A 20,507-nucleotide genomic window follows, 5' to 3' on the forward strand; every position below is an offset into this window, starting at 1 on the left:
GTCAGAACGTAATGATGCGGTTGCTAGCCGCGCTCTCTGCCGCCGCGTCCGCCAGAATCTGCGCATCCACACCGTCTTGTACCGAGGTGCGGAAGCTGCCACCGTTTTGCAGCTGGGTGAAGAAGTGTTCAATCTCTAGGCGGTAAGCCGCGGCGTAGCGCTGCAGGAAGAAAGCTTCGGGGTTGTCTTGGGAGGTGCCTTGGGCGGTGGCCTGCGTTACTTCGCTGGGCTTGTGGTTGCCGCATTGCAGCATGCCTTGGGAGCCGATCACTTCAAAGCGCTGGTCGTAACCGTAGGCGGCGCGGCGGGTGGTGTTGATCTGGCACAGGCGGCCCTTGACGGTCTTGATGGTCACTGCGGTGCAATCAAAGTCGCCGGCCTTGCCGATGGCGGGGTCAGTCAGGCAGGAGCCGGTAGCGCTCAGCCAGGCGGCTTTGTCACCGTCGCCACACAAGATCCAGCGGAACACGTCGAAGTCGTGAATCAGCATGTCGCGGAAGATGCCGCCGGACTGCTGGATGTATTCCACGGGTGGCGCACCGGGGTCGCGGCTGGTGATGACCAGCATTTCGGGGTTGCCGATATCGCCACGGTCCAGGCGGGTTTTGGCTTCATTGAAGGTGGGGTCAAAGCGGCGCTGGAAACCGATCATGCAAGCCACACCGGCCTGTGCCACCACAGCCGCACAAGCACGTGCGCGCTCGGCAGACAGGTCCACAGGCTTTTCACAAAAAATGTGCTTGCCGGCCTGGGCCGCGCGGGTGATCAGGTCGCTGTGCGTGGTGGTGGGGCTGCCGATGACGACCGCGTCAATCGACTTGTCCGCAAAGATGGCTTCCACGCTGTCAACGCGTGCGCCGTGTTCCTGGGCGAGCGATGCCGCGTTGGCAGCCATCGGGTCACTCACCGCAGTGAGTTCAATGCCGGGCATGGCGGCGAGGTTGGCGGCGTGGATGCGGCCGATACGGCCGGCACCGAAGAGAGCAACTTTTTTCATGGTGGGGTCTGGGTGTAAGTGGAGGGAAAAAACAAAAACGCGCGCAGCTCAGCTTGCGCGCGGACGGGTGGGTTCGTACTGCAGCTCCAGCCGGTAGGCCAATGCCATGAACAGGCTTTGCACGACGGCCATGGTGTTGGTCAGTGCACGGAATCCGAAGACGCTGGTTTCATTCACCAGGATCGAGGTTTGTGCAAACCGCGCCATGGGGCTCAGGCTGCTGTCGGTAATGCAAATGATGCGGGCGCCACGCGCGTGGGCGTCCGCCACGATGCTTTCGGTCTCCGCCGCATAGGGTGCGAATGAAATGGCCACCATCACATCCCCGGGCCGCAGGCCGCGCAGTTGCCCATCCTGCATGTTGCCCAGGGCGGTGATGTGCTGCACCCGCTTGTCGGTGTGCTGCAGGGCATAGGCCAAGTAGGTGGAGATGGCAAACGAGCGGCGCGAGGCCATCAGCCACACCGTGTCTGCATGGAACAGCAGGTCTACCGCTTCCTCAAACGCGGGCTCCTGCAAGCTGCTTTGCAGCTCTTCCATTCCGGCAATCCCGCCGCCAATGACGGCGTGCACGATGTCAGCACCCGTGAGGTCTTTGGCACCGGACTCAATGGCACTGCGGATGCGCGACTGGTAATCCCTGCTGGGCGAGATATGGCGCGCCAGCCCGTCCCGGAACAGCTTTTGCATTTCCGTAAAGCCGCTAAACCCGAAGTGCTTGGCAAACCGGATCACCGCGCTGGGCTGCACTTCGCACTGCTCCGCCACCTGTTGGATGGACTGAATGCCCAGCTGCCCACGGTGCTGCTCCACGTACGTGCCGATCTGCTTGAGCTGCCGGCTCAAGCCCTCGTAGCCTGCCGCAATCGCTGCGATCAGAGCTTCTTCGCTATCGGGGGCGGTGGGGGTGATGGGGCTCATGTGTTGTCGGTAATTGAAACAAATTATCCATCAATAAAAAACTTTGAAACGAAAATTTGTTCATTGAACTATACTAAATCGAAAAATAATTCTATTTTCTAAAGTTCTTCGATCAGGAAGCACCATGACACAACTGAAATTTCCGCAGGGGCGCGACATCGACCTGGCCTGCCTGGGCCGGCTGGCCGTGGACCTGTACGCCGAGCAATTCGGCAGCGCCCTGGAAGACGCGCGCAGCATGGCCATGTACCTGGGTGGCAGCTCCGCCAACCTGGCCTTTGGCGTAGCCCGCCTGGGTTGCAAGAGCGCCATGATCTCCCGCGTGGGCAACGAACAGATGGGCCGTTTTCTCACCTCCACCTTGCAGGCCAATGGCTGCGATGTGAGCCAGGTACAGATCGACCCCCAGCGCCTTACCGCCCTGGTTCTGCTGGGCATCAAGGACCGCGACACCTTCCCCTTGCTGTTCGTGCGCGAAAACTGCGCTGACATGGCGGTAGACGCGGCGCTGATTGATGAATCCTTTATCGCCCGCTGCCGTGCACTGGCCATCACTGGCACGCATCTATCCACCCCGGGTACCCGTGCTGCGTCTACCCGCGCTCTGGAGTTCGCCCGCAAGCATGGCGTGGTGCGCGTGCTGGACATTGACTACCGCCCCGTGCTCTGGGGTCTGACCAGCCGCGGCGCCGGCGAAAACCGCTATGTGGCCGATGCCGCTGTCACCCGGCAATTACAAGAAATGCTGCCGCAGTTCGACCTGCTGGTCGGCACCGAAGAAGAGTTCTTCATTGCGGGTGGCGTGCCCAACGACCTGATGGCCAGTCTGCGCGCTGTGCGTGCGCACAGCCAGGCCGTGCTGGTGGTCAAGCGGGGCGCTGCAGGTTGCACCGTCATTGAAGGCGCCATTCCCGCTGCGATTGACGATGCGCCCACCTTCCAGGGCGAGCGGGTTGAAGTGCTCAATGTGCTCGGCGCGGGGGATGCGTTTCTCTCAGGCCTCATGGCCAGCCTCTTGCAGGGCAAAGACTGGGCGCAATCCACCCAGACGGCCAATGCCTGCGGAGCCATCGTGGTGTCCCGCCACGCCTGCTCTGCCGCCATGCCCACGCCACCCGAGCTGGTGCACTGGTTTGGCGGCAGCCGTAATCCGCAGGTCGATGCGGACCAGCAATTGGCCCACCTGCACCGCGTCACCGCGGCACGCCCAGTGTGGAACGAGCTCTGCGTCATGGCCTTTGACCACCGCAGCCAGTTTTATGACCTGTGCCGCCAGGCAGGCGCCCCCGAGTCCCGCATTCCGGCCCTCAAGAAGCTGCTGGTCACCGCTGCAGAGCGTGTGGAGCAGGGCAGCGGCTTGCAAGGCGCCACCGGTGTGCTGGTCGATGGCGGCAGCTACGGTGCCGACGCGTTGGCCAGCGCCACAGGCCGTGGCTGGTGGGTAGGCCGCCCGGTGGAGCTTCCCGGCTCCCGCCCCTTACGGTTTGACGGCACCCGCTCCATTGGCACAGCACTTACCCATTGGCCCACCCAGCAAGTGGTCAAGTGCCTCGTGCATTACCACCCGGACGACCACTACACCCTACGCCTGGAGCAAGAGCAAAAAGTGCTGGAACTGTGGGAAGCCACCCGTGCCAGCGGCAACGAGCTGCTGCTCGAAATCATCCTGCCCAAGGCGCTGGTGGTCGCGGGCGAGGAAGACGCTGCGGTGCTGCGTGCCGTCAAGCGTTTCTACAACCTGGGAGTCAAGCCCGAGTGGTGGAAGCTGGCCCCTATGCAAGAGGGCGGCTGGGCCGAGTTGAAGGCGCTGATCGACGAGCGCGACCCGTACTGCCGTGGCGCCGTCATCCTCGGTTTGAACCAGCCCATTCCCCATCTGGTAGAGAGCTTCAAGCTGGCCACCAACCCGGTGGTCAAGGGCTTTATGGTGGGTCGTAGCCTCTGGGCCGAAGCCTCATTAACATGGCTGTCAGGCGGCATGTCTGACGAAGAATTTGTGACCGAGGTTGCCGGCAACTTCACCACCCTGGTGAACGCATGGCGAGCACGTCGTGGTTCTAGCCACGCTTCTTCAGCTGCAGCAGCCTGAACCCCGCAGGACGGAGATTTTCATGACGACAACCCAACGACTCACGCTCTCACAAGCCCTGGTCAAGCACCTCGCCGCCCTCAAGGTGGAAATGCATGACGGTAGCATCCAGCCCTACTGCGGCGGGGTGTTCACCATCTTCGGCCATGGCAACGTCGCCGGTTTCGGCGAAGCCCTCTGGGCCGAGCGCCAGGCGCTGCCCACCTACCGCGCCCACAACGAGCAAGGCATGGCCCATGCGGCCATCGCCTACAGCAAGGCCCACATGCGCCAGCGCATCATGGCAGTCAGCACCAGCATCGGCCCCGGCGCCACCAACCTGGTCACCGCCGCCGCTGTGGCGCATGTGAACCGCCTGCCTGTGCTGCTGTTACCCGGCGACACCTTCGCCTCCCGCGCGCCGGATCCGGTGCTTCAGCAGGTCGAGAGTTTTCAGCAGGGCGACCTGAGCGCCAACGATTGCTTCCGCCCCGTGACGCGCTTCTTTGACCGCATCACGCGCCCGGAGCAAATCCTTACCGCCTTGCCGCGCGCTATTCAGATCATGACGGACCCTGCAGCCTGCGGCCCGGTGTGCCTGGCGCTGCCGCAGGACATCCAGACCCATGCGTTTGATTGCCCCGAGAGCTTCTTGCACCCCGAGCTGATTCAGTTCCGCCGCCCGCCCCCTGATGCGCGCGAACTGCAAAAGGCAGTCGCTTTGCTGAAGACAGCCAAGCAGCCCCTCATCGTGGCTGGTGGCGGCGTGTTGTACAGCCACGCGGGCGAGGCGCTGCGCGCCTTTGCCGAAGCGCATGGTGTGCCCGTGGTCGAGTCGCATGGCGGCAAGAGCAGCCTGGCGTGGGACCACCCCCTGAATCTCGGCGCCATCGGCGTGGACGGTGCGCCCAATGCCAATGTGCTGGCCCGCGAGGCCGATGTGGTCTTTGCCGTGGGCACCCGCCTGCAAGACTTCACTACCGGCTCGCACGCCCTGTTTGCCAACGCCAGGTTGCTCAGCCTCAACGTGCAAAGTTTTGACGCCAGCAAGTGGAGTGGCACCGCCTTGGTGGCCGATGCGCTGGTGGGTCTGCAAGCCTTGAGCGCAGCGCTGGGCACATGGGCGGCAGACAGCGCCTGGACTGCGCGCGCCCAACAACAAGCAGCGCTGTGGAACGCGCGGGTCACCGAGCTCACCACCGCCGCGCCCCAGCCAGGCGTGCTGCCTTACGACGCCGAGGTGATTGGCGCCGTGCGCGACTCCCTCAACGACGCAGGTGGCGACAGCGGTGTGCACGACGTGGCCATTTGCGCCGCCGGCACCCTGCCTGCCGAGCTGCACAAGCTCTGGCGCGCCAGCCGGCCTGGCAACTACCACATGGAATACGGCTATTCCTGCATGGGCTACGAGATTGCGGGTGGCCTGGGCGTCAAGCTGGCCCGGCCTGAGCAAGAGGTCATCGTACTGGTGGGCGATGGCTCTTACATGATGATGAATTCCGAGCTGGCCACCTCTGTCATGCTGGGCAAAAAGATCATTGTCGTGGTGCTGGACAACCGCGGTTACGGCTGCATCCAGCGCCTGCAAACCGCGTCGGGCAGCCCGGCCTTCAACAACCTGCTGGACGACTGCATTGGCGAGGGCGGCGAGGCCAGCAACATCGACTTTGCGCTCCACGCCCGCAGCATGGGTGCAGACTCCGTGCATGTGGCCAACGTGGCCGAGCTCAAGGCCGCCATGGCCAAAGCCCGCGCTGCCACACGCAGCCAGGTACTGGTGATCGACACCACCCACACCCGTACCACCGAGGGCGGCTGCTGGTGGGAGGTGGCGATTCCCGAAGTGTCCGCGCGCAGCGAGGTGCTGGACGCCCACGCCCGCTATGTCGCCGGCAAGCAAGAACAACGTGTTTGATATTTAGATTCAGAAAGAAGCATTGATATGACCTGGAACGTCCGCATCGGCATCAACCCCATCTCCTGGTTCAACGACGACATGCCCTCCCTGGGCGGCGAAACTCCGTTGGAAACCGCGCTGCGCGAAGGCAAAGAAATCGGCTACGTCGGCTTTGAGCTGGGCAACAAATTCCCCAAAGACGGCCCATCGCTCAAAGCCAAGCTTGATGAGTACGGCCTGGCCTGCGTGTCCGGCTGGTACTCCGGTTTTCTGGCCGAAGTAGCACCCGGCCAGAGCAATGCCGACGCCGTAGCCGCCGAGATCGAGCGCTGCAAGGCCCATATGAGCAAGCTGCAATACAACGGCGTGAACGTGGTGGTGTATGGCGAGTGCGCAGGCACTGTGCAAGGCCAGATGGACACCCCCGTCAACAAGCGCCCCCGGTTCGCAAGCGAGGCCCTCTGGCAAGGCTACGCCGAGCGCCTGAACGCATTCGGCGAGCACCTCATCCAGACCTACGGCATCAAGCTGGCCTACCACCACCACATGGGTGCCTATGTGGAGTCCCCGGCTGACATCGACAAGCTGATGACGCTCACTGACCCCGCCAAGGTTTTCCTGCTGTACGACACAGGTCACGCCTATTTCGGGGGCGCAACCGACCCGGTGGTCTTGCTCAAAAAGCACGTCAAGCGTGTGGTGCATGTGCACTGCAAAGACGTGCGTACCCCCCGTGATTGCCCAAGCCCGCAACGATGGCTGGAGCTTTTTGCACGGCGTGCTCAACGGCACCTTCACCGTGCCCGGCGACGGCACCATCGACTACGCAGCCGCCCTGCAAGTGCTGCGCGAAGCCGGCTATGAAGGCTGGCTCGTGGTTGAAGCCGAGCAAGACCCGGCCGTCGCCCCCAGCTACCAGTACGCCAAGAAGGGCTTTGACACTCTCAGCGCTCTGGTGAAAGGCACCCCCTGAGCCGCTTCGCGTCTTCCCCCAGGGGACGCATCCGTTGGCCCGGCAAAGCCGGTTCCACGGATGCCCTGGTTGTGCAACATCTTTCTTAAGGAGCCACCTATGGTCAGCCCCCTTTTAGCCAAGGCCGCGCCCTCGGGTCGCGAGATTGTCAACGTCACTCCCGAGCGCGCAGGCTGGACGCACGTGGGCTTCCGCGCCGTGCGCCTCGAAGCGGGTGCTATCGAAATCGTAGCTACCGGCGCACGTGAGCTGTGCGTGGTGGTGCTCACAGGCTCTGTGGATGTCACGGTGGACGGCACCACCCATGCCAACCTCGGCACCCGCGACAGCGTGTTTGACGAGCAGTCGCCTGCTGCTGTGTACGTGCCCGCCGGCAAAACGGTCACGCTGCGCGGTGTGCGCCAGGCGGAAGTCGGCCTGTGCACCGCACCCACCGACTCACAAGAGCGCACCGTGCGCGTGATCGACCCCGCCACCATGCGCCGCAGTGTGCGTGGCAAGGGCACCAACACCCGCTATGTGTGCGACATCCTGCCGCACGATGACCCCACCGCAGCCCACCTGCTGGTGGTCGAGGTGATGACCCCCGCCAGCCACAGCAGCAGCTACCCGCCCCACAAACACGACGTGGAGCAGCCGCCGGTCGAGACGCTGCTGGAAGAAACCTACTACCACCGCCTCAACCCGCCGCAGGGCTTTGCCTTTCAGCGCGTGTACACCGACGACCGCAGCATCGACGAAGCTTGTGCCGTCGAGAACCACGACGTCGTCATGGTGCCCAAGGGCTACCACCCGGTGGTGGCACCCCACGGCTACGACTCGTATTACCTGAACGTGATGGCGGGCCCCAACCGCTTCTGGGTCTTCAAGAACGACCCCGCCCACGAATGGATGCTGGCCCCTGCTGCCGGTACCTGACCCTTTTAGAGAAACACATTCCATGTCCCCAATTACTGCCATCTCCCACTACATCCAAGGCCAGGTCACCCCTGGCACCAGCGGCCGTGCCCAGGATGTCTTTAACCCCGCCACCGGCCAGGTCACCGGCTCGGTGGCGCTTGCCAACGGGGCAGAGGTCAACGCCGCGGTTGCTTCAGCGCAAGCGGCATTCCCGGCTTGGGCAGACACACCGCCTATCCGCCGCGCGCGCATCATGTTCAACTTCCTGCAGTTGTTGAACGAGCACAAAGACGCCTTGGCCCGCATGATCACCGCCGAGCACGGCAAGGTGTTTACCGATGCGCAGGGCGAGGTGTCCCGGGGTATCGACATCGTCGAATTCGCGTGCGGCATTCCGCAGTTGCTCAAGGGCGACTTCACCGACCAGGTCTCCACCGGCATCGACAACTGGACCCTGCGCCAGCCACTCGGCGTGGTGGCCGGCATCACGCCGTTCAACTTCCCGGTCATGGTGCCGGCATGGATGTTCCCCGTCGCCATTGCTGCGGGCAACACCTTTGTGCTCAAGCCCAGTCCGATTGACCCGTCCCCCAGCCTCTACATTGCCGTTTTGCTCAAGCAAGCCGGCCTGCCCGATGGCGTGTTCAATGTCGTGCAGGGCGACAAAGAAGCGGTGGACGCACTTCTGGTGCACCCCGATGTGAAGGCTGTGAGCTTTGTGGGCTCCACACCCATTGCCAACTACATCTACGAGACCGGTGCCCACCACGGCAAGCGCGTGCAGGCCCTGGGTGGCGCCAAGAACCACATGGTGGTCATGCCCGATGCGGATGTGGACCAGGTGGTAGACGCCCTCATAGGCGCAGGCTATGGCTCCGCCGGCGAGCGCTGCATGGCCATCAGCGTGGCGGTGCTGGTGGGCGATGTGGCCGACAAGGTCATCCCCAAATTGCTGGAGCGCACCAAAACGCTTAAGGTGCTCAACGGCACCAACCTCGCAGCCGAAATGGGCCCCATCGTCACCCAAGCAGCGCACAAGCGCATCAGCGGCTACATCGACCTCGGTGTGCAAGAAGGCGCCACGCTGCTGGCTGATGGCCGTGGCTTTGACGGCAAGCAAGCCGGTGAAGGCTGTGGCGATGGCTTCTGGCTCGGCGGCACACTGTTTGACCACGTGACCCCCGAGATGCGCATCTACAAAGAAGAAATCTTCGGCCCGGTGCTGGCGTGCGTGCGCGTGCCCGACTTTGCCAAGGCGCTGCAGCTCATCAACGACCACGAGTTCGGCAACGGCGTGGCCTGCTTCACCCGCGACGGCAACGTGGCGCGCGAATTCAGCCGCCGCGTGCAAGTGGGCATGGTGGGCATCAACGTGCCAATTCCGGTGCCCATGGCATGGCACGGCTTCGGGGGGTGGAAGAAGAGCCTGTTTGGCGACATGCACGCCTACGGCGAAGAGGGCGTGCGCTTCTACACCAAGCAAAAGTCCATCATGCAGCGCTGGCCCGAGAGCATCGGCAAGGGGGCTGAGTTTGTGATGCCCACCGCCAAATAACTGCCAGCCAAGTAATTACAAGTCAAATCGTGCTCTAGCGCCCATGGAATGGGCGCGAGCAGCTTCTGTTTTGATAGCAAAAAGGCGACTCGGCGGAGTCGCCTTTTTTACTTGCGCTTCCTGTCCACGCACGCCGCGCGCAAAAACTGGCCGGCTACAAAGATGTCGCGCTCTACCGCGCGGCGCACGGCGGCGCTGTCGCGCTGGGCGAGGGCTCGCACCAGGTCGTCGTGGGCGTCGTTGAGTACGGCGCTCGCATCCGGGGTGTCAAACAGGCGGTTGGAGATGGGGCCGGCGCGCAGCCACAGGGTGTCTATCAGCTGAAACAGCAGGGGTGAGCCGGCAGCCTTGTAGAGCAGCACATGGAAGTCATCGTTGATGTCCAGGTAGCGCTTGGCTTCACCCGCTTGCAAGGCGGCGGCCATGTCGGCGCTCCAGCCTTGCAGGGTGGCAATTTGTGCCGCATCCAGCCGCAGGCAACCCCGCTCGGCGGCTTCGCCTTCCAGCAGCAGGCGCATCTGCATCAGGTCGTCAAACTCGGGCAGCGAGAGGCGGGGTACGGTCACCCCGGCGTTGGGCACATTAATGAGCGCGCCCTCGGCAGCCAGACGCTGCAAGGCAGCGCGCACCGGCATCTGGCCCACGCCCATGTCGGCAGCCACATTGCGGATCTTGAGCCGCTCGCCGGGCAGAAAGCGCCCCACCGTGATCCACTGCCGCAGCGTGGTGTAAACGCGGTCCTGGTCGGTGCTGGTGCTTGTCTCTGGGGTGGGGGCTTCGCTCATGGGGTCAGAGTGTCCACCACAAACGCCTCCATGCCGGCCACCAGGCGGTCCACATCGTCGGCAGTGGTGTCGGGGCACACCAGCATCATGTTGTGAAACGGCGTGATCACCAGGCCCCGGTTTAGCAGGTAGAGGTGAATGTTCTGCTCCAGAGCCGGGTTCAAGATGCGGTCCGCCTCGCTGCCGTTGCGCGGCGGTGTGGGGGTGAACTGGAACTCGGTGCGCGCACCCACTTGCGTTACACACCAGCCCAAGCCGTGGCGCGCAATCATGGCGCGCAGGCCCTCTGCCAAGCGGGTAGCCAGGGTGAACATGTGGGCGTAGGCGGCGTCCGTCATCACCTCAGCCAGGTTGGCGCGCATGGCGGCCATGGTCAGCAAATTTGCGGTGAGCGTGGTGCCTATGCCACTGTGGCCGGGTGGTGCGTTGCGCTTGGCGGCCTCAGCGCGGGCTGCGGCCTCGGCGCTAAAGCCATACACCGCGCAGGGCACGCCACCGGCTACCGGTTTGCCCAGTACCAGCAAGTCAGGTTGCAGGCCGTGGGCACGGGTGTAGCCGCCGGGGCCGGTGCTGATGGTGTGGGTTTCGTCGATCAGCAGCAGCGTGCCGTAGCGGCGGCACAGGGCCTGCGCAGCCTCCCAAAAGCCGGGCTCGGGCAGCACCATGCCGATGTTGGTCATGGCCGGTTCGGCCAGCAGGCAGGCCACTTGGCCGTCGGCCAGCGCAGACTCCAGAGCGGCCAGGTCGTTGAACTCCACGCTGCGCGTGGTGCGGGTGATGTCCATCACCTGGCCCAGCAGGCTGTCGCGCGTGCGGGGCTGGCCGTCCACCAGGTCCACAAACACATCGTCTACCGTGCCGTGGTAGCAGCCATTGAAGATCAGCACCTGCGTGCGTTGGGTCAGCGCCCGCGCCCAGCGGATGGCAAAGCGGTTGGCGTCAGACGCCGACAGCGCAAACTGCCACACCGGCAGCCCGAAGCGGCGGGCCAGCTCCTCGGCCACCCACACGCCGTCCTCACCGGGCAGCATGGTGGTGATGCCTTGCGCCCCCTGCGCCGCAATGGCGCGGGCCACCGCGGGCGGGCTGTGGCCGAACATGGCGCCCGTGTCACCGAGGCAAAAGTCCACATAGCGGTGGCCGTCGGCGTCGGTCAACCGCGCGCCTTGCGCGTGGGCCAGGTGCAGCGGGAAGGGCGTGGACCAGTCACTCATCCAGTGCAGGGGCACACCAAACATCAGGTGCTTGGCCGCGCGTTGCGACAGGGCGTGGGACGTGGGGTTAGCGGCGGCGTAGGCGGCGCGCTCGCGCTCGCGCACGGCGGCCAGGCGTTGCGGGTCCAGGTGGCGCAAAACGGGTGTGTGGGTCTGTGTCATGGCGGTTCTCCGGTGCGTGCGGGTTCAAACCAACAGCAACAAGTGCTCGCGCTCCCAGGAGCTGATCACGCGGTTGTAGGTGGCGTACTCCAGCTCTTTCACGGCGCAAAAGGCATCCACAAAACCGGCACCCAGCACCTCGCGCATGGGCTCGCAGCTGCGCATGGAGGCTATGGCGTCTTCCAGGTGGCGGGGCAATTCGTGGCTCACGTTCCAGGCGCTGTCGGTGGTGGGGGCGCTGGGCGTCAGGCCCTCGGTCATGCCCAAGTAGCAGCAGGCCAGCGTAGCGGCCATGGCGAGGTAGGGGTTCACGTCCACACCCGGCACCCGGTTTTCCACCCGGCGGTTGGCGGGGCTGGACTTGGGGATACGGATGCCGCAGGTGCGGTTGTCATGCCCCCAGCGCACATTGATGGGCGCCGACATAAAGGGCGAGAGCCGCCGGTACGAATTCACATACGGCGCAAACATGGGCATGAGCTGCGGAATGTAGGCCTGCAGCCCCGCAATGCACTGCCCGAACAGCGGGCTGACCGAGCCATCGGGCAGGCTGAAGATGTTGTTGCCCTCGGCATCCAGAATGCTCTGGTGGATGTGCATGGCGCTGCCCGGCTCCTGCTCCATGGGCTTGGCCATGAAGGTGGCAAAAATGCCGTGGCGCAGCGCCGTCTCGCGCACCGTGCGCTTGAACAAAAACACCCGGTCCGCCAGCTCCAGCGCATTGCCATGGCTGAAGTTGATTTCCATCTGGCCGGGTCCGGCCTCGTGGATCAGCGTCTCCACGCCCAGGTTGTGCTGCTGGCAAAAGCTCGACAGTTCCATGAAGAAAGGGTCGAAGTCGTTGACCGCGTCAATCGAATAACTCTGCCGCCCCGCCTCGGGCTTGCCGGTGCGGCCCAGGGGCGGCTGCAAAGGCTCGTGCGGGTTTTGCTGGCGGGCCACCAGATAAAACTCCATCTCGGGCGCCACCACCGGCGTCCAGCCGCGTTCGTCAAACAGCTTGAGCACCCGGCGCAGCACGCCGCGTGGCGAGATTTGCACCGGGCTGCCGTCCCACTCCTGGCAGTCGTGGATCACCACCGCCACCGGCTCGGCCGCCCAGGGCACCACGCGGGCGGTGCTCACATCGGGCAGGCACACCATGTCGGGGTCGGTGTCGCCCACATAGGGGCCGTTGTCCGGCTGCTGGCCATTCACTGTGTTGAGCAGCACGCTTTTGGGAATGCGCATTTCCCCCGCCGCCAAAAACAGGTCGCGCGGCAGGATCTTGCCGCGCGCAATGCCCGTCATGTCGGGGATGACGCACTCCACCTCGTGGATGCGGTGCTGGGTCAAAAAAGCTTCAATGGCGCTGGGAGTAGACATGGGCGTAGCCGGGAGTGGAGATGGCCAAATTCTAGTGCGTCAAAGTCAATTTGTGATCACAAATAGTAGAATAAGCCGAAATTTAGATTTAAATCGATCATCTGTGATCGAAAAATTCAATATTCAGCCCGGTTTTGGAACCGGCTAGACTCCCACCCCCGCCTTCGGTTTCGTTCCATGTCCAGCACCAACCCCACCCCGAGCGCCTACGACTGGCGCACCATCACCGCGCTCAACATCGTGTCTACCCTGGCCCAGATCGGTCAGTTCGGCATCATCTTTGTCATCGTGCCGGTGTGGCTGGCTCTGCAGGGTTTGAGCGCGGCGCAGCTTGGTTTTTTTGCGGCTTCGTTGTGGATGGGGCAAATGCCCGGGCTGGGCTTGGCGCCTTGGCTGTGCCGCCACTGGGGCGCACGCACCGTGGTGGTGGTGGGGCTGGCCTGCTCGGTGGTGGCGCTGCTGGGCATTGCATGGGTGCCCATGGCGTCTTTGCCGTGGCCCGCGTACCTGGCTTGCGGCCTGCTGGCCGGCTTGGGCATGGGCCTGCGCTGGGTGGGGCTGGAGCCTTGGCTCTACAACATTGCCCCCGCTCATGCGCGCGGGCGCCTGGTGGGTTTTCATGAAACGTTGATTGCCGCCGCCCCCGTGGTGGCCCCGGCCATTGCCGCTTGGGTGGGCGTGCAGGGCCACACCATTTTGTGGGTGGGCGTGGGCTTTACCGTGTCAGCACTGGTGCCGTTGGCATTCGCCCGCACACCGCCGGTGGAGGAGGTGCACCACGTCAACAGTTGGCGCCAGTCCGCCCACGCGGCGTGGCCGCACCGCATCTTCAGGCAGGGGCTGCTGATCGCGCTGTGCGGCGGCATGCTGGAGTCGGCGCTGGCCGGCTTGTTTGCCGTGTTCGCGGGCGACCGCGGGTTTGAGGCTGAAGGCATTGCCCATTTGCTCACCGCCTTCGGGTTGGGTGGCCTGCTGTTGCAATACCCCGTGGGCTGGATGGCTGACCACTGGGGCCTGCGCGCTGCTGGCGCACTGGCCGCGCTGGGTACCGCCTTGGCCGCGGCATTGCTGGCCTGCGTGCCCGGTGTGACTGTGGCGTTTGCCACCATGTTTGTGCTGGGCGGGCTGATCACCGCCTTCCTCACCCTGTCACTCATCGCCGCCACCAAGACCCCCACACCCGACATGGCCTGGAACGTCAGCAGCCTATCGATGGCCTATTCGCTCAGCGCCGTCGTCGGCCCGGTGGTGGCCGGCGGCGCCATGACCGCGACCAGCAGCGTTGCGCTGATGTGGTTTGCGGCTGCGGTGGGTGTGGTGATGGTGGGGTTGCTATTGAAAAGATAGCTGGTTGCGCATGTTCTATGGGCGCTGGAGTCGAATTTGATGCTTGCTTTCGACCCAAAGCGGACCACTACATTCTTTTAGTGGTTGCCCGAAAGCGGACATCCGATCAGATACAAATGAGGCGTGCTTGCAGCGGTCGCATATTGCAGCGATTGCTGCGGGTGGTCTCCGCAAGGCGGATTCACCATGCCTGCTACTAAGCAGTCATTAGGCCCAATGACAATCGAAGACCGTATGAGACACAGCAATGCAACGCTGTGTTGCCCGGCCCAAGCGGGTATTCGCGCAATCGAATACCGATCCTGAACGACGCTTTGCAGCGACGTTCCTCGACTCCAGCACGCAGACGGCCCAGTACTTTCGATAAGATGCGCATAGCTCTCGGCACAGGGAGCGCATCACCATGCAGATGAACAATATTCAGGAGGTTCTGTGGCAGCCAAGGTTCAGGTTAAATCACTGACGTTTGGGAAACCCCCATTCCGCAAGTTAGGCAATATCAACATTGAGTTCGCCCATCGGCTTACCCTCATCGCAGGGCACAACGGGATTGGTAAATCCACAATCTTGGGCCTGGTTGCCAACACATTCGGTATCACTGAGCGCGGTGGCCCCAAAAGCTATTTTGGTGAGCCCTACTACGCAAACATCGAACGCATCGTGTATTTGGCTTTGGCCGAAGTGGCTGAAGCCCAGAAGGATCTGGCCTCTGCACCAGTTGTTACAGCCAATGTCAATGGCATCGAGGTCAAAAAACGCTGTGCAATGACCCAACGTACCGAGTGGAAACGTGCTCGTGTCGTTCCACGGACCATAGATAAAGCTGAAGATGACACGGTAGGCCAAGATGCCAAGATACCTCTACCGACCATATACCTTGGAATGCGACGGCTTGCCTCGGCAGGTGAAGCCGACGAAAAAGAAGTAGCCAGCAGCCAGCTGGATATGCACCTTGCCGACAGCACCCTGATGGTGGCCTTTGTCAGCTCAGTGATTCATGGCACCGAACTGAACACAGACGTGACCCACCAGACCATCAAAGGCTCCAAGAAAAAAACCGCTCAACCTGGCTACACAAACCATGACGCGCTCGCCGTATCCATGGGGCAGGACAGCCTAGGTAGCATGGCGACAGCGCTGGCGTCATTCAACCAGTTGAAACGCGAAATGGGAGAGGCATATCCAGGGGGACTGCTGGTTATCGACGAAATGGATGTGGGCTTCCACCCGCACGCCATTGAACGGCTCGCCAAGTCACTGAAAACCTACGCCAATCAACTTGACCTGCAAATCATCGCCACCACACACTCGCCGCGACTCATTGAAGCCATCCACCCGGATGGCAACGGGAACGCCAATGCCCCCGACAAGGTGATTTACCTACTGGACACCAAGTACCCCAGACTGGCCACTGATCAATCACTTCAGGCCATGCTGAGCGACATGTCCATGACGCAGGACAAGGAAAAGCCGACTAGGAAGGCTAAACCCAAGCTTGCCGTTTACTTCGAGGACGACGAGGCAGCTCAGTTCTGCGCCAGTTTGATCCCTGCAGCGAAAAAAACAGCCTTATCCAAAAAGTACGGAGTTCACATCAACTGGATTCCACTGGGCATAGGTGGATCACATCTGGTAAAGCTCCCGGAAAAAGACCCATTATTCCTAGACAGAGTCTTGATCGTGGATGCAGACACATCCGTACATCAAGAAGCTGCTGCAAGAGGCAATATCGTCAAGTTGCCCAATGTGCCCGGCACAACCGGTGTTGCGCGATCATTGGAAAACACCACCAAACAATTCCTGCGCGACATCTCTGATACCGCGGACGGTCCACTGCGCAAAGCACTGATTAATCTCAACACGCAAAACCCGACCACTGACAAAATCTACGTTAACTTCTTCCAAGATGGTGATGGTGAAAGCACCAAGCGGGAAAAGACCAAAATTTGGTGGAAAAAGCACTGGACCAAGCTGAAAAACTGGGGGGTGATAGAACAGTGGGCTGTGGTGTACAAACCTGAGGTGGATAAATTTGAAGCCGCCTTTGAGGCTGCTGTCGCCCGCACTGCAGGTCGGCTGAAAGACAAGGCATGAGGTAAGCTACCCGCCTACCTGTTTATCCATGTACTCCAACAAGCTGTACACCCCTCTGCGCTACCCCGGTGGCAAAGCTCGCTTTGCCCCGTTGATCGCAGAGGTCATCACCACCAACAAGCTTGCCGGCGGCCATTACCTTGAGCCGTATGCTGGGGGAGCTGGCGTTGCGTTGTCTCTGCTAATCGACAACGTCGTTGAGCACATCCACATCAACGATGCCGACCCCGCCATTGCGGGTTTCTGGCGTGTGGCAACCCAGCAAACCACCAAGTTGGTGACCATGGTCGCTACCGAGCCCATCACCATGGATGCGTGGCACCACTGGCGTGGAGTGATGCTGGGGCAAGAAGCCGGAACGGAGCTGGAACGTGGCTTTGCCACGCTGTTCATGAACCGGACCAACCGTTCAGGCATCCTGAAAGGTGGTGTTATTGGCGGCAAGGCGCAAGCGGGGATCTACAGAATTGATGCCCGCTTTATGCGTGACGAGCTTTGCAAGCGTCTGGAACGCATTGGCCAACACGCCGAGGGCATCCATGTGTATGAAGAAGATGCACATGAACTGCTGCGGCGTTGCCACCAGTTTTTGCCAGCCAAATCACTGATCTACTTAGACCCGCCTTACTACGTCAAAGGCGCGGGTCTGTACCGCAACTTTTACAAACACGACGACCACGTGAAGATCGCACAGCTTTTGGGGAAGCAGCGCTTCAGCCGACCGTGGGTCGTGTCATATGACAACGCTGATGAAATCAGAGAGATGTACGCATACGCCACACCTTATGCGTACGGACTCCACTACACAGCACAGCGCCGTTACACAGGCTCAGAAGTCATGTTTTTCAGCAAGCGTCTTCAAGCACCGCGGGATACGATGGAGAAGATTGCGGCCTGACGCATGAGGCACCTGTCGCCGAAGGGCCGGTAACGCCCCAAAGCAGATGTCCAAGTCATTTGGTTCGGTGCTCAAGTGCGGTCGTTCTCCGGTATAAGCGCCACTGGTTTTCAACTATCCGCTGCCGCATCCGACATCAGCGAACATACTCTCGCCCATGACAAAACTGTATCGAGCTCACCACTTTCCTGCCAACTTCGCCCAGGGCGGAGTCTTCCCAAATCCATACCTGGAGCGGCCGCGGAGGCCACGCACTACGCCACTTGTTGTACACGACGCAGCCGATCAATGGTTCTATGACCACTTCCAGACGCGATTTCGCTCGCGAGCGCTCTTTGCAACTGGGAGCTTCGCGCAGGCTTCAAATTACCTTGAGCCCGGAGCGGTGATGATCAACATTTGGCCCATCGGTGACTACAAACTTTGCTATAGCAACTGGGTCTACGACCTCTTCGACAGCTTTCAGAATCGCTTTGCCGGCACAGCACCCACTTCAGAAGAGATCACTGCGGAGATGGACATACTTGGATACAACTGCCTTCAGAACCAAGGCTTAGACGCGGCGGCAGCGAGCAACTGCGAAGTGATGCTCGCGGCTGATTCCTTTGGGTACGAAGTCATTAAAGAACTGGCATGAACGCTCCTGTGTTGCAAAACCTCGACCAGTTTCTTCGCACCAACGGCCTCGAAATCATTGATGGGTTTAAGTACGTATCGCCGTTGCCGGGCGGCGGCACCAATTTCACCGCGCTTTTTGAGGACGGTTCCAAGAAGGCGGTAGCGAAATTCTTCTTCATGGGCCCACATGCCATCACGGAGAAGCGGTTCCTTAACGAACTTCAGAACCATCAGCAGATGCTCATGTACTCGGACGTCCTGCCCAAGATTTATACGAGCTTCGTGTCATCGGACGGCCTCCTTCGTGGGTATCTCATGGAGTTCGTTGACGGGACGTCACTTGAGACGCTTATACCGTCCTCCGGCTTTGGCGAAACCAACGAACTGCACGGAGCCTTCTTCCGAGTTGTCTGGGCGTACCATCAAGCACTCCGTGGTCATGTTCACGGGGACTTGCATCCGGGGAATATCTTCTTTCTATCTAATATGACTGATTGGCTTGCCAGAAAGCCAGAATCTCCGGAGGTCAGAATCCTTGATCTCGGTGCGTCGATCTCGCCATTCCGCTTTGGATATGAAGAGACCTTCGATGCTGACTTGTGGTCAGACCATCACAAACGCTTTGCTGGTTCCTTCTATAGCCTGGCACCCGAGTTCCTCACGGGAGGATACACCGATGCAATGCAGTCCCCTGGCAAGCTCGACTGTTGGGGTCTGGGTCTGCTGCTTCACAAAATGACGACGGGGCAGCTCTTGAAGGTGGCGGACTCGCTAGGCCACTTCGCAGCCAGCATCAGCGATGGTCGTCTCCAGGTCCGACTTGACCAAGCTATCGACCAAAGCATCAATGACTATCATTTGAAAAAACTGCAGAAACTGATGCTGCGGGTGAATCCAGCAGAGCGCATAGACCTAGTGAGCGCAACCGCGTTTATGGCGCAGTTGCATAACCATGACTATGAGCTTCTAAGCAGGAAAGGCGCCGCTTTGGATGAGTACGTGAGCCACGGCTGCGATCCTGAATGGCATCTTCCGCCGCACGAGCGAACAAACTCACCGTACTAGGCGGCGCGGCAGTGCTAGCCTCCCGGCTGGCGCATCAAAGACCTCAAGCAGTTGCAGCCATTCAAGTTCTGAACGCTGATCGGCGGCTGTTCTCTGCAATTCTGTCGTCAACAGCGCTATCTCGCTATCCCTCAATCGGGTGAATCTTGATCGAAAGTTTAGAGCGAGAACAGGTCCGTAAAGCAGTCATTCGCTATGGTCCGCAACTGGCCCAAAGCAGATAAAAAAAGGCCCCGCAGGCATTCACCTGCGGGGCCTTCGTCTTTCCGCTGTCTAGCGGCTCAACTCAGATGTAGCTGTTCAGCAGGTTCTCAATCCGCTCCTGGCGGCCGGAGACGGGTTGCACGTCCGCGTTCTGGTCCAGCACGCGTTGGGCTACGGCGTCCAGGCCGAGCTTGCCGGTCAGCACGTCCTGGCCGAAGCTGCCTTTCCAGCCGGCGTAGCGGTCTTCGGTGACTTGGGCGAACTTGCCGTCGGTGATCATCTTCTCGGCGATCAGCAAGGCGCGGGCCGATACGTCCATGCCGCCGATGTGGCCGTGGAAGATGTCTTCGGGGTCGATGCTCTGGCGGCGCACTTTGGCGTCAAAGTTCAGGCCGCCGGTGGTGAAGCCGCCGCCCTTCAAGATCAGGTACATCGCCAGCGCGGTCTCGGGGATGTTGTTGGGGAACTGGTCGGTGTCCCAGCCGCACTGCATGTCGCCGCGGTTCATGTCGATAGAGCCGAAGATGCCCAGGTCAATGGCTGTGGCAATTTCGTGCTCAAAGCTGTGGCCCGACAGGGTGGCGTGGTTGGCTTCGATGTTGACCTTGATTTCCTTCTCCAGGCCGTAGCGGCACAGGAAGCCGTAGACGGTGGCGGTGTCAAAGTCGTACTGGTGCTTGGAGGGTTCGCGGGGCTTGGGTTCGAGCAGGATGGTGCCCTTGAAGCCGATCTTGTGCTTGTACTCCACCACCATGTTCAGGAAGCGGCCCATCTGGTCCAGCTCGTGGCCCATGCGGGTATTGAGCAGGGTCTCGTAGCCTTCGCGGCCGCCCCACAGCACGTAGTTTTCGCCGCCCAGTTTCAGGGTGGCGTCCATGGCCTCCTTCACCTGCAAGGCGCCCATGGCAAAGATTTCGGGGTTGGGGTTGGTGGCCGCACCCGACATGAAACGGCGGTGGCTGAACAGATTGGCCGTACCCCACAGCAGCTTCATGCCGGTGGTTTGCTGTTTGGCGCCCAGGATGTCGACCATCTCGCGCAGGTTGTTCACACTCTCACGCGGGGTGGCGCCTTCAGGGGCCACATCACGGTCGTGGAAGCAGTAGTAGGGCGCGCCCAGCTTGGCAAAAAACTCAAAAGCCACTTCGGCCTTGGCCTTGGCGGCGGCCATGGGGTCGGTCATGGAGTGCCAGGGGCGCTGGAAGGTGTCTCCACCAAACGGGTCCAGCCCGTTCCAACAGAATGTGTGCCAGTAGCAGACGGCAAAGCGAAGGTGGTCTTCCATGCGCTTGCCCAGGACCAAGCGGTCTTTGTCGTACCACTTGAAGGCCAGCGGGTTGGTGGATTGCGGGCCTTCATAGGCAACGGGCGCCGCGACGGTGGGGAAGTAATGGCTCATGGCGTTTCCTCGGGGTTGTTTAGTTGTGTGGTCGAATTAAATCAT

At 61.5% G+C, this 20,507-nt stretch carries 15 protein-coding genes and 1 pseudogene; 10 read left to right on the top strand and 6 right to left on the bottom strand.

Annotated elements, in window-relative coordinates; all coding sequences use genetic code 11:
- Position 1: 1 nt before the first annotated feature.
- Both iolG and ACOAP0_RS13700 read right to left on the bottom strand, forming a co-directional pair.
- The gene (iolG, locus tag ACOAP0_RS13695; RefSeq protein ID WP_087496424.1) at positions 2-997 is read right to left on the bottom strand and encodes an inositol 2-dehydrogenase; all 996 of its coding nucleotides are present in this window, start codon (positions 995-997) and stop codon (positions 2-4) included.
- A gap of 48 nt (positions 998-1,045) precedes the next feature.
- Positions 1,046-1,918 carry a MurR/RpiR family transcriptional regulator gene (locus ACOAP0_RS13700; RefSeq protein ID WP_498376845.1) on the bottom strand — a complete coding sequence of 291 codons (873 nt, stop codon included), beginning with the start codon at positions 1,916-1,918 and terminating at the stop codon, positions 1,046-1,048.
- Between the two features lie 124 nt (positions 1,919-2,042).
- Here ACOAP0_RS13700 and ACOAP0_RS13705 point away from each other — a divergent pair, with 124 nt between their 5' ends.
- The 5 genes and pseudogenes from ACOAP0_RS13705 (at position 2,043) to ACOAP0_RS13725 (ending at position 9,311) form a co-directional block, all read left to right on the top strand.
- Entirely contained in the window at positions 2,043-4,007 is a 1,965-nt protein-coding gene (locus ACOAP0_RS13705; RefSeq protein WP_498376847.1) for a bifunctional 5-dehydro-2-deoxygluconokinase/5-dehydro-2-deoxyphosphogluconate aldolase, read from the top strand.
- 22 nt (positions 4,008-4,029) lie between these two features.
- Positions 4,030-5,901, top strand: a complete 1,872-nt coding sequence (iolD, locus tag ACOAP0_RS13710) for a 3D-(3,5/4)-trihydroxycyclohexane-1,2-dione acylhydrolase (decyclizing) (protein ID WP_498376848.1) — start codon at positions 4,030-4,032, stop codon at positions 5,899-5,901.
- Positions 5,902-5,928: 27 nt separating this feature from the next.
- Positions 5,929-6,856 (top strand): annotated as a pseudogene (gene iolE, locus ACOAP0_RS13715) (myo-inosose-2 dehydratase).
- A 99-nt stretch (positions 6,857-6,955) separates the two neighbouring features.
- Positions 6,956-7,774 carry a 5-deoxy-glucuronate isomerase gene (iolB, locus tag ACOAP0_RS13720; protein ID WP_498376850.1) on the top strand — a complete coding sequence of 273 codons (819 nt, stop codon included), beginning with the start codon at positions 6,956-6,958 and terminating at the stop codon, positions 7,772-7,774.
- Between the two features lie 22 nt (positions 7,775-7,796).
- Positions 7,797-9,311, top strand: a complete 1,515-nt coding sequence (locus ACOAP0_RS13725; protein ID WP_498376852.1) for a CoA-acylating methylmalonate-semialdehyde dehydrogenase — start codon at positions 7,797-7,799, stop codon at positions 9,309-9,311.
- Between the two features lie 107 nt (positions 9,312-9,418).
- Here the strand turns inward: ACOAP0_RS13725 and ACOAP0_RS13730 are convergent, their stop codons facing one another.
- The 3 genes from ACOAP0_RS13730 to ACOAP0_RS13740 are packed head-to-tail and all read right to left on the bottom strand — an operon-like array spanning position 9,419 to position 12,837.
- The gene (locus ACOAP0_RS13730; protein WP_498376853.1) at positions 9,419-10,096 is read right to left on the bottom strand and encodes a GntR family transcriptional regulator; all 678 of its coding nucleotides are present in this window, start codon (positions 10,094-10,096) and stop codon (positions 9,419-9,421) included.
- Positions 10,093-11,472, bottom strand: a complete 1,380-nt coding sequence (locus tag ACOAP0_RS13735; protein ID WP_498376855.1) for an aspartate aminotransferase family protein — start codon at positions 11,470-11,472, stop codon at positions 10,093-10,095. The genes ACOAP0_RS13730 and ACOAP0_RS13735 overlap by 4 nt, the downstream gene beginning before the upstream one ends.
- A gap of 24 nt (positions 11,473-11,496) precedes the next feature.
- Positions 11,497-12,837, bottom strand: a complete 1,341-nt coding sequence (locus ACOAP0_RS13740) for a glutamine synthetase family protein (protein WP_498376856.1) — start codon at positions 12,835-12,837, stop codon at positions 11,497-11,499.
- 177 nt (positions 12,838-13,014) lie between these two features.
- Between ACOAP0_RS13740 and ACOAP0_RS13745 the strand changes: the two genes are divergently transcribed.
- The 5 genes from ACOAP0_RS13745 to ACOAP0_RS13765 all read left to right on the top strand — a co-directional run bounded on the left by ACOAP0_RS13745 (position 13,015) and on the right by ACOAP0_RS13765 (position 18,859).
- Entirely contained in the window at positions 13,015-14,184 is a 1,170-nt protein-coding gene (locus ACOAP0_RS13745; RefSeq protein WP_498376857.1) for an MFS transporter, read from the top strand.
- Between the two features lie 432 nt (positions 14,185-14,616).
- Complete coding sequence (locus tag ACOAP0_RS13750) at positions 14,617-16,278, top strand: ATP-binding protein (protein WP_498376858.1); 1,662 nt, start codon at positions 14,617-14,619, stop codon at positions 16,276-16,278.
- A 28-nt stretch (positions 16,279-16,306) separates the two neighbouring features.
- On the top strand, positions 16,307-17,176 hold the full coding sequence (locus ACOAP0_RS13755; RefSeq protein WP_498376859.1) for a DNA adenine methylase: 870 nt from the start codon (positions 16,307-16,309) through the stop codon (positions 17,174-17,176).
- 157 nt (positions 17,177-17,333) lie between these two features.
- Positions 17,334-17,813 carry a hypothetical protein gene (locus ACOAP0_RS13760; protein WP_498376860.1) on the top strand — a complete coding sequence of 160 codons (480 nt, stop codon included), beginning with the start codon at positions 17,334-17,336 and terminating at the stop codon, positions 17,811-17,813.
- Positions 17,810-18,859 carry a protein kinase domain-containing protein gene (locus ACOAP0_RS13765; protein WP_498376861.1) on the top strand — a complete coding sequence of 350 codons (1,050 nt, stop codon included), beginning with the start codon at positions 17,810-17,812 and terminating at the stop codon, positions 18,857-18,859. The genes ACOAP0_RS13760 and ACOAP0_RS13765 overlap by 4 nt, the downstream gene beginning before the upstream one ends.
- Positions 18,860-19,145: 286 nt before the next feature.
- On the opposite strand, the gene xylA is transcribed toward ACOAP0_RS13765, so the two are convergent.
- On the bottom strand, positions 19,146-20,462 hold the full coding sequence (gene xylA / locus ACOAP0_RS13770) for a xylose isomerase (RefSeq protein WP_498376862.1): 1,317 nt from the start codon (positions 20,460-20,462) through the stop codon (positions 19,146-19,148).
- Positions 20,463-20,507: the final 45 nt, after the last annotated feature.

The sequence above is a fragment of the Curvibacter sp. Hmag1.1 genome (assembly GCF_059769165.1).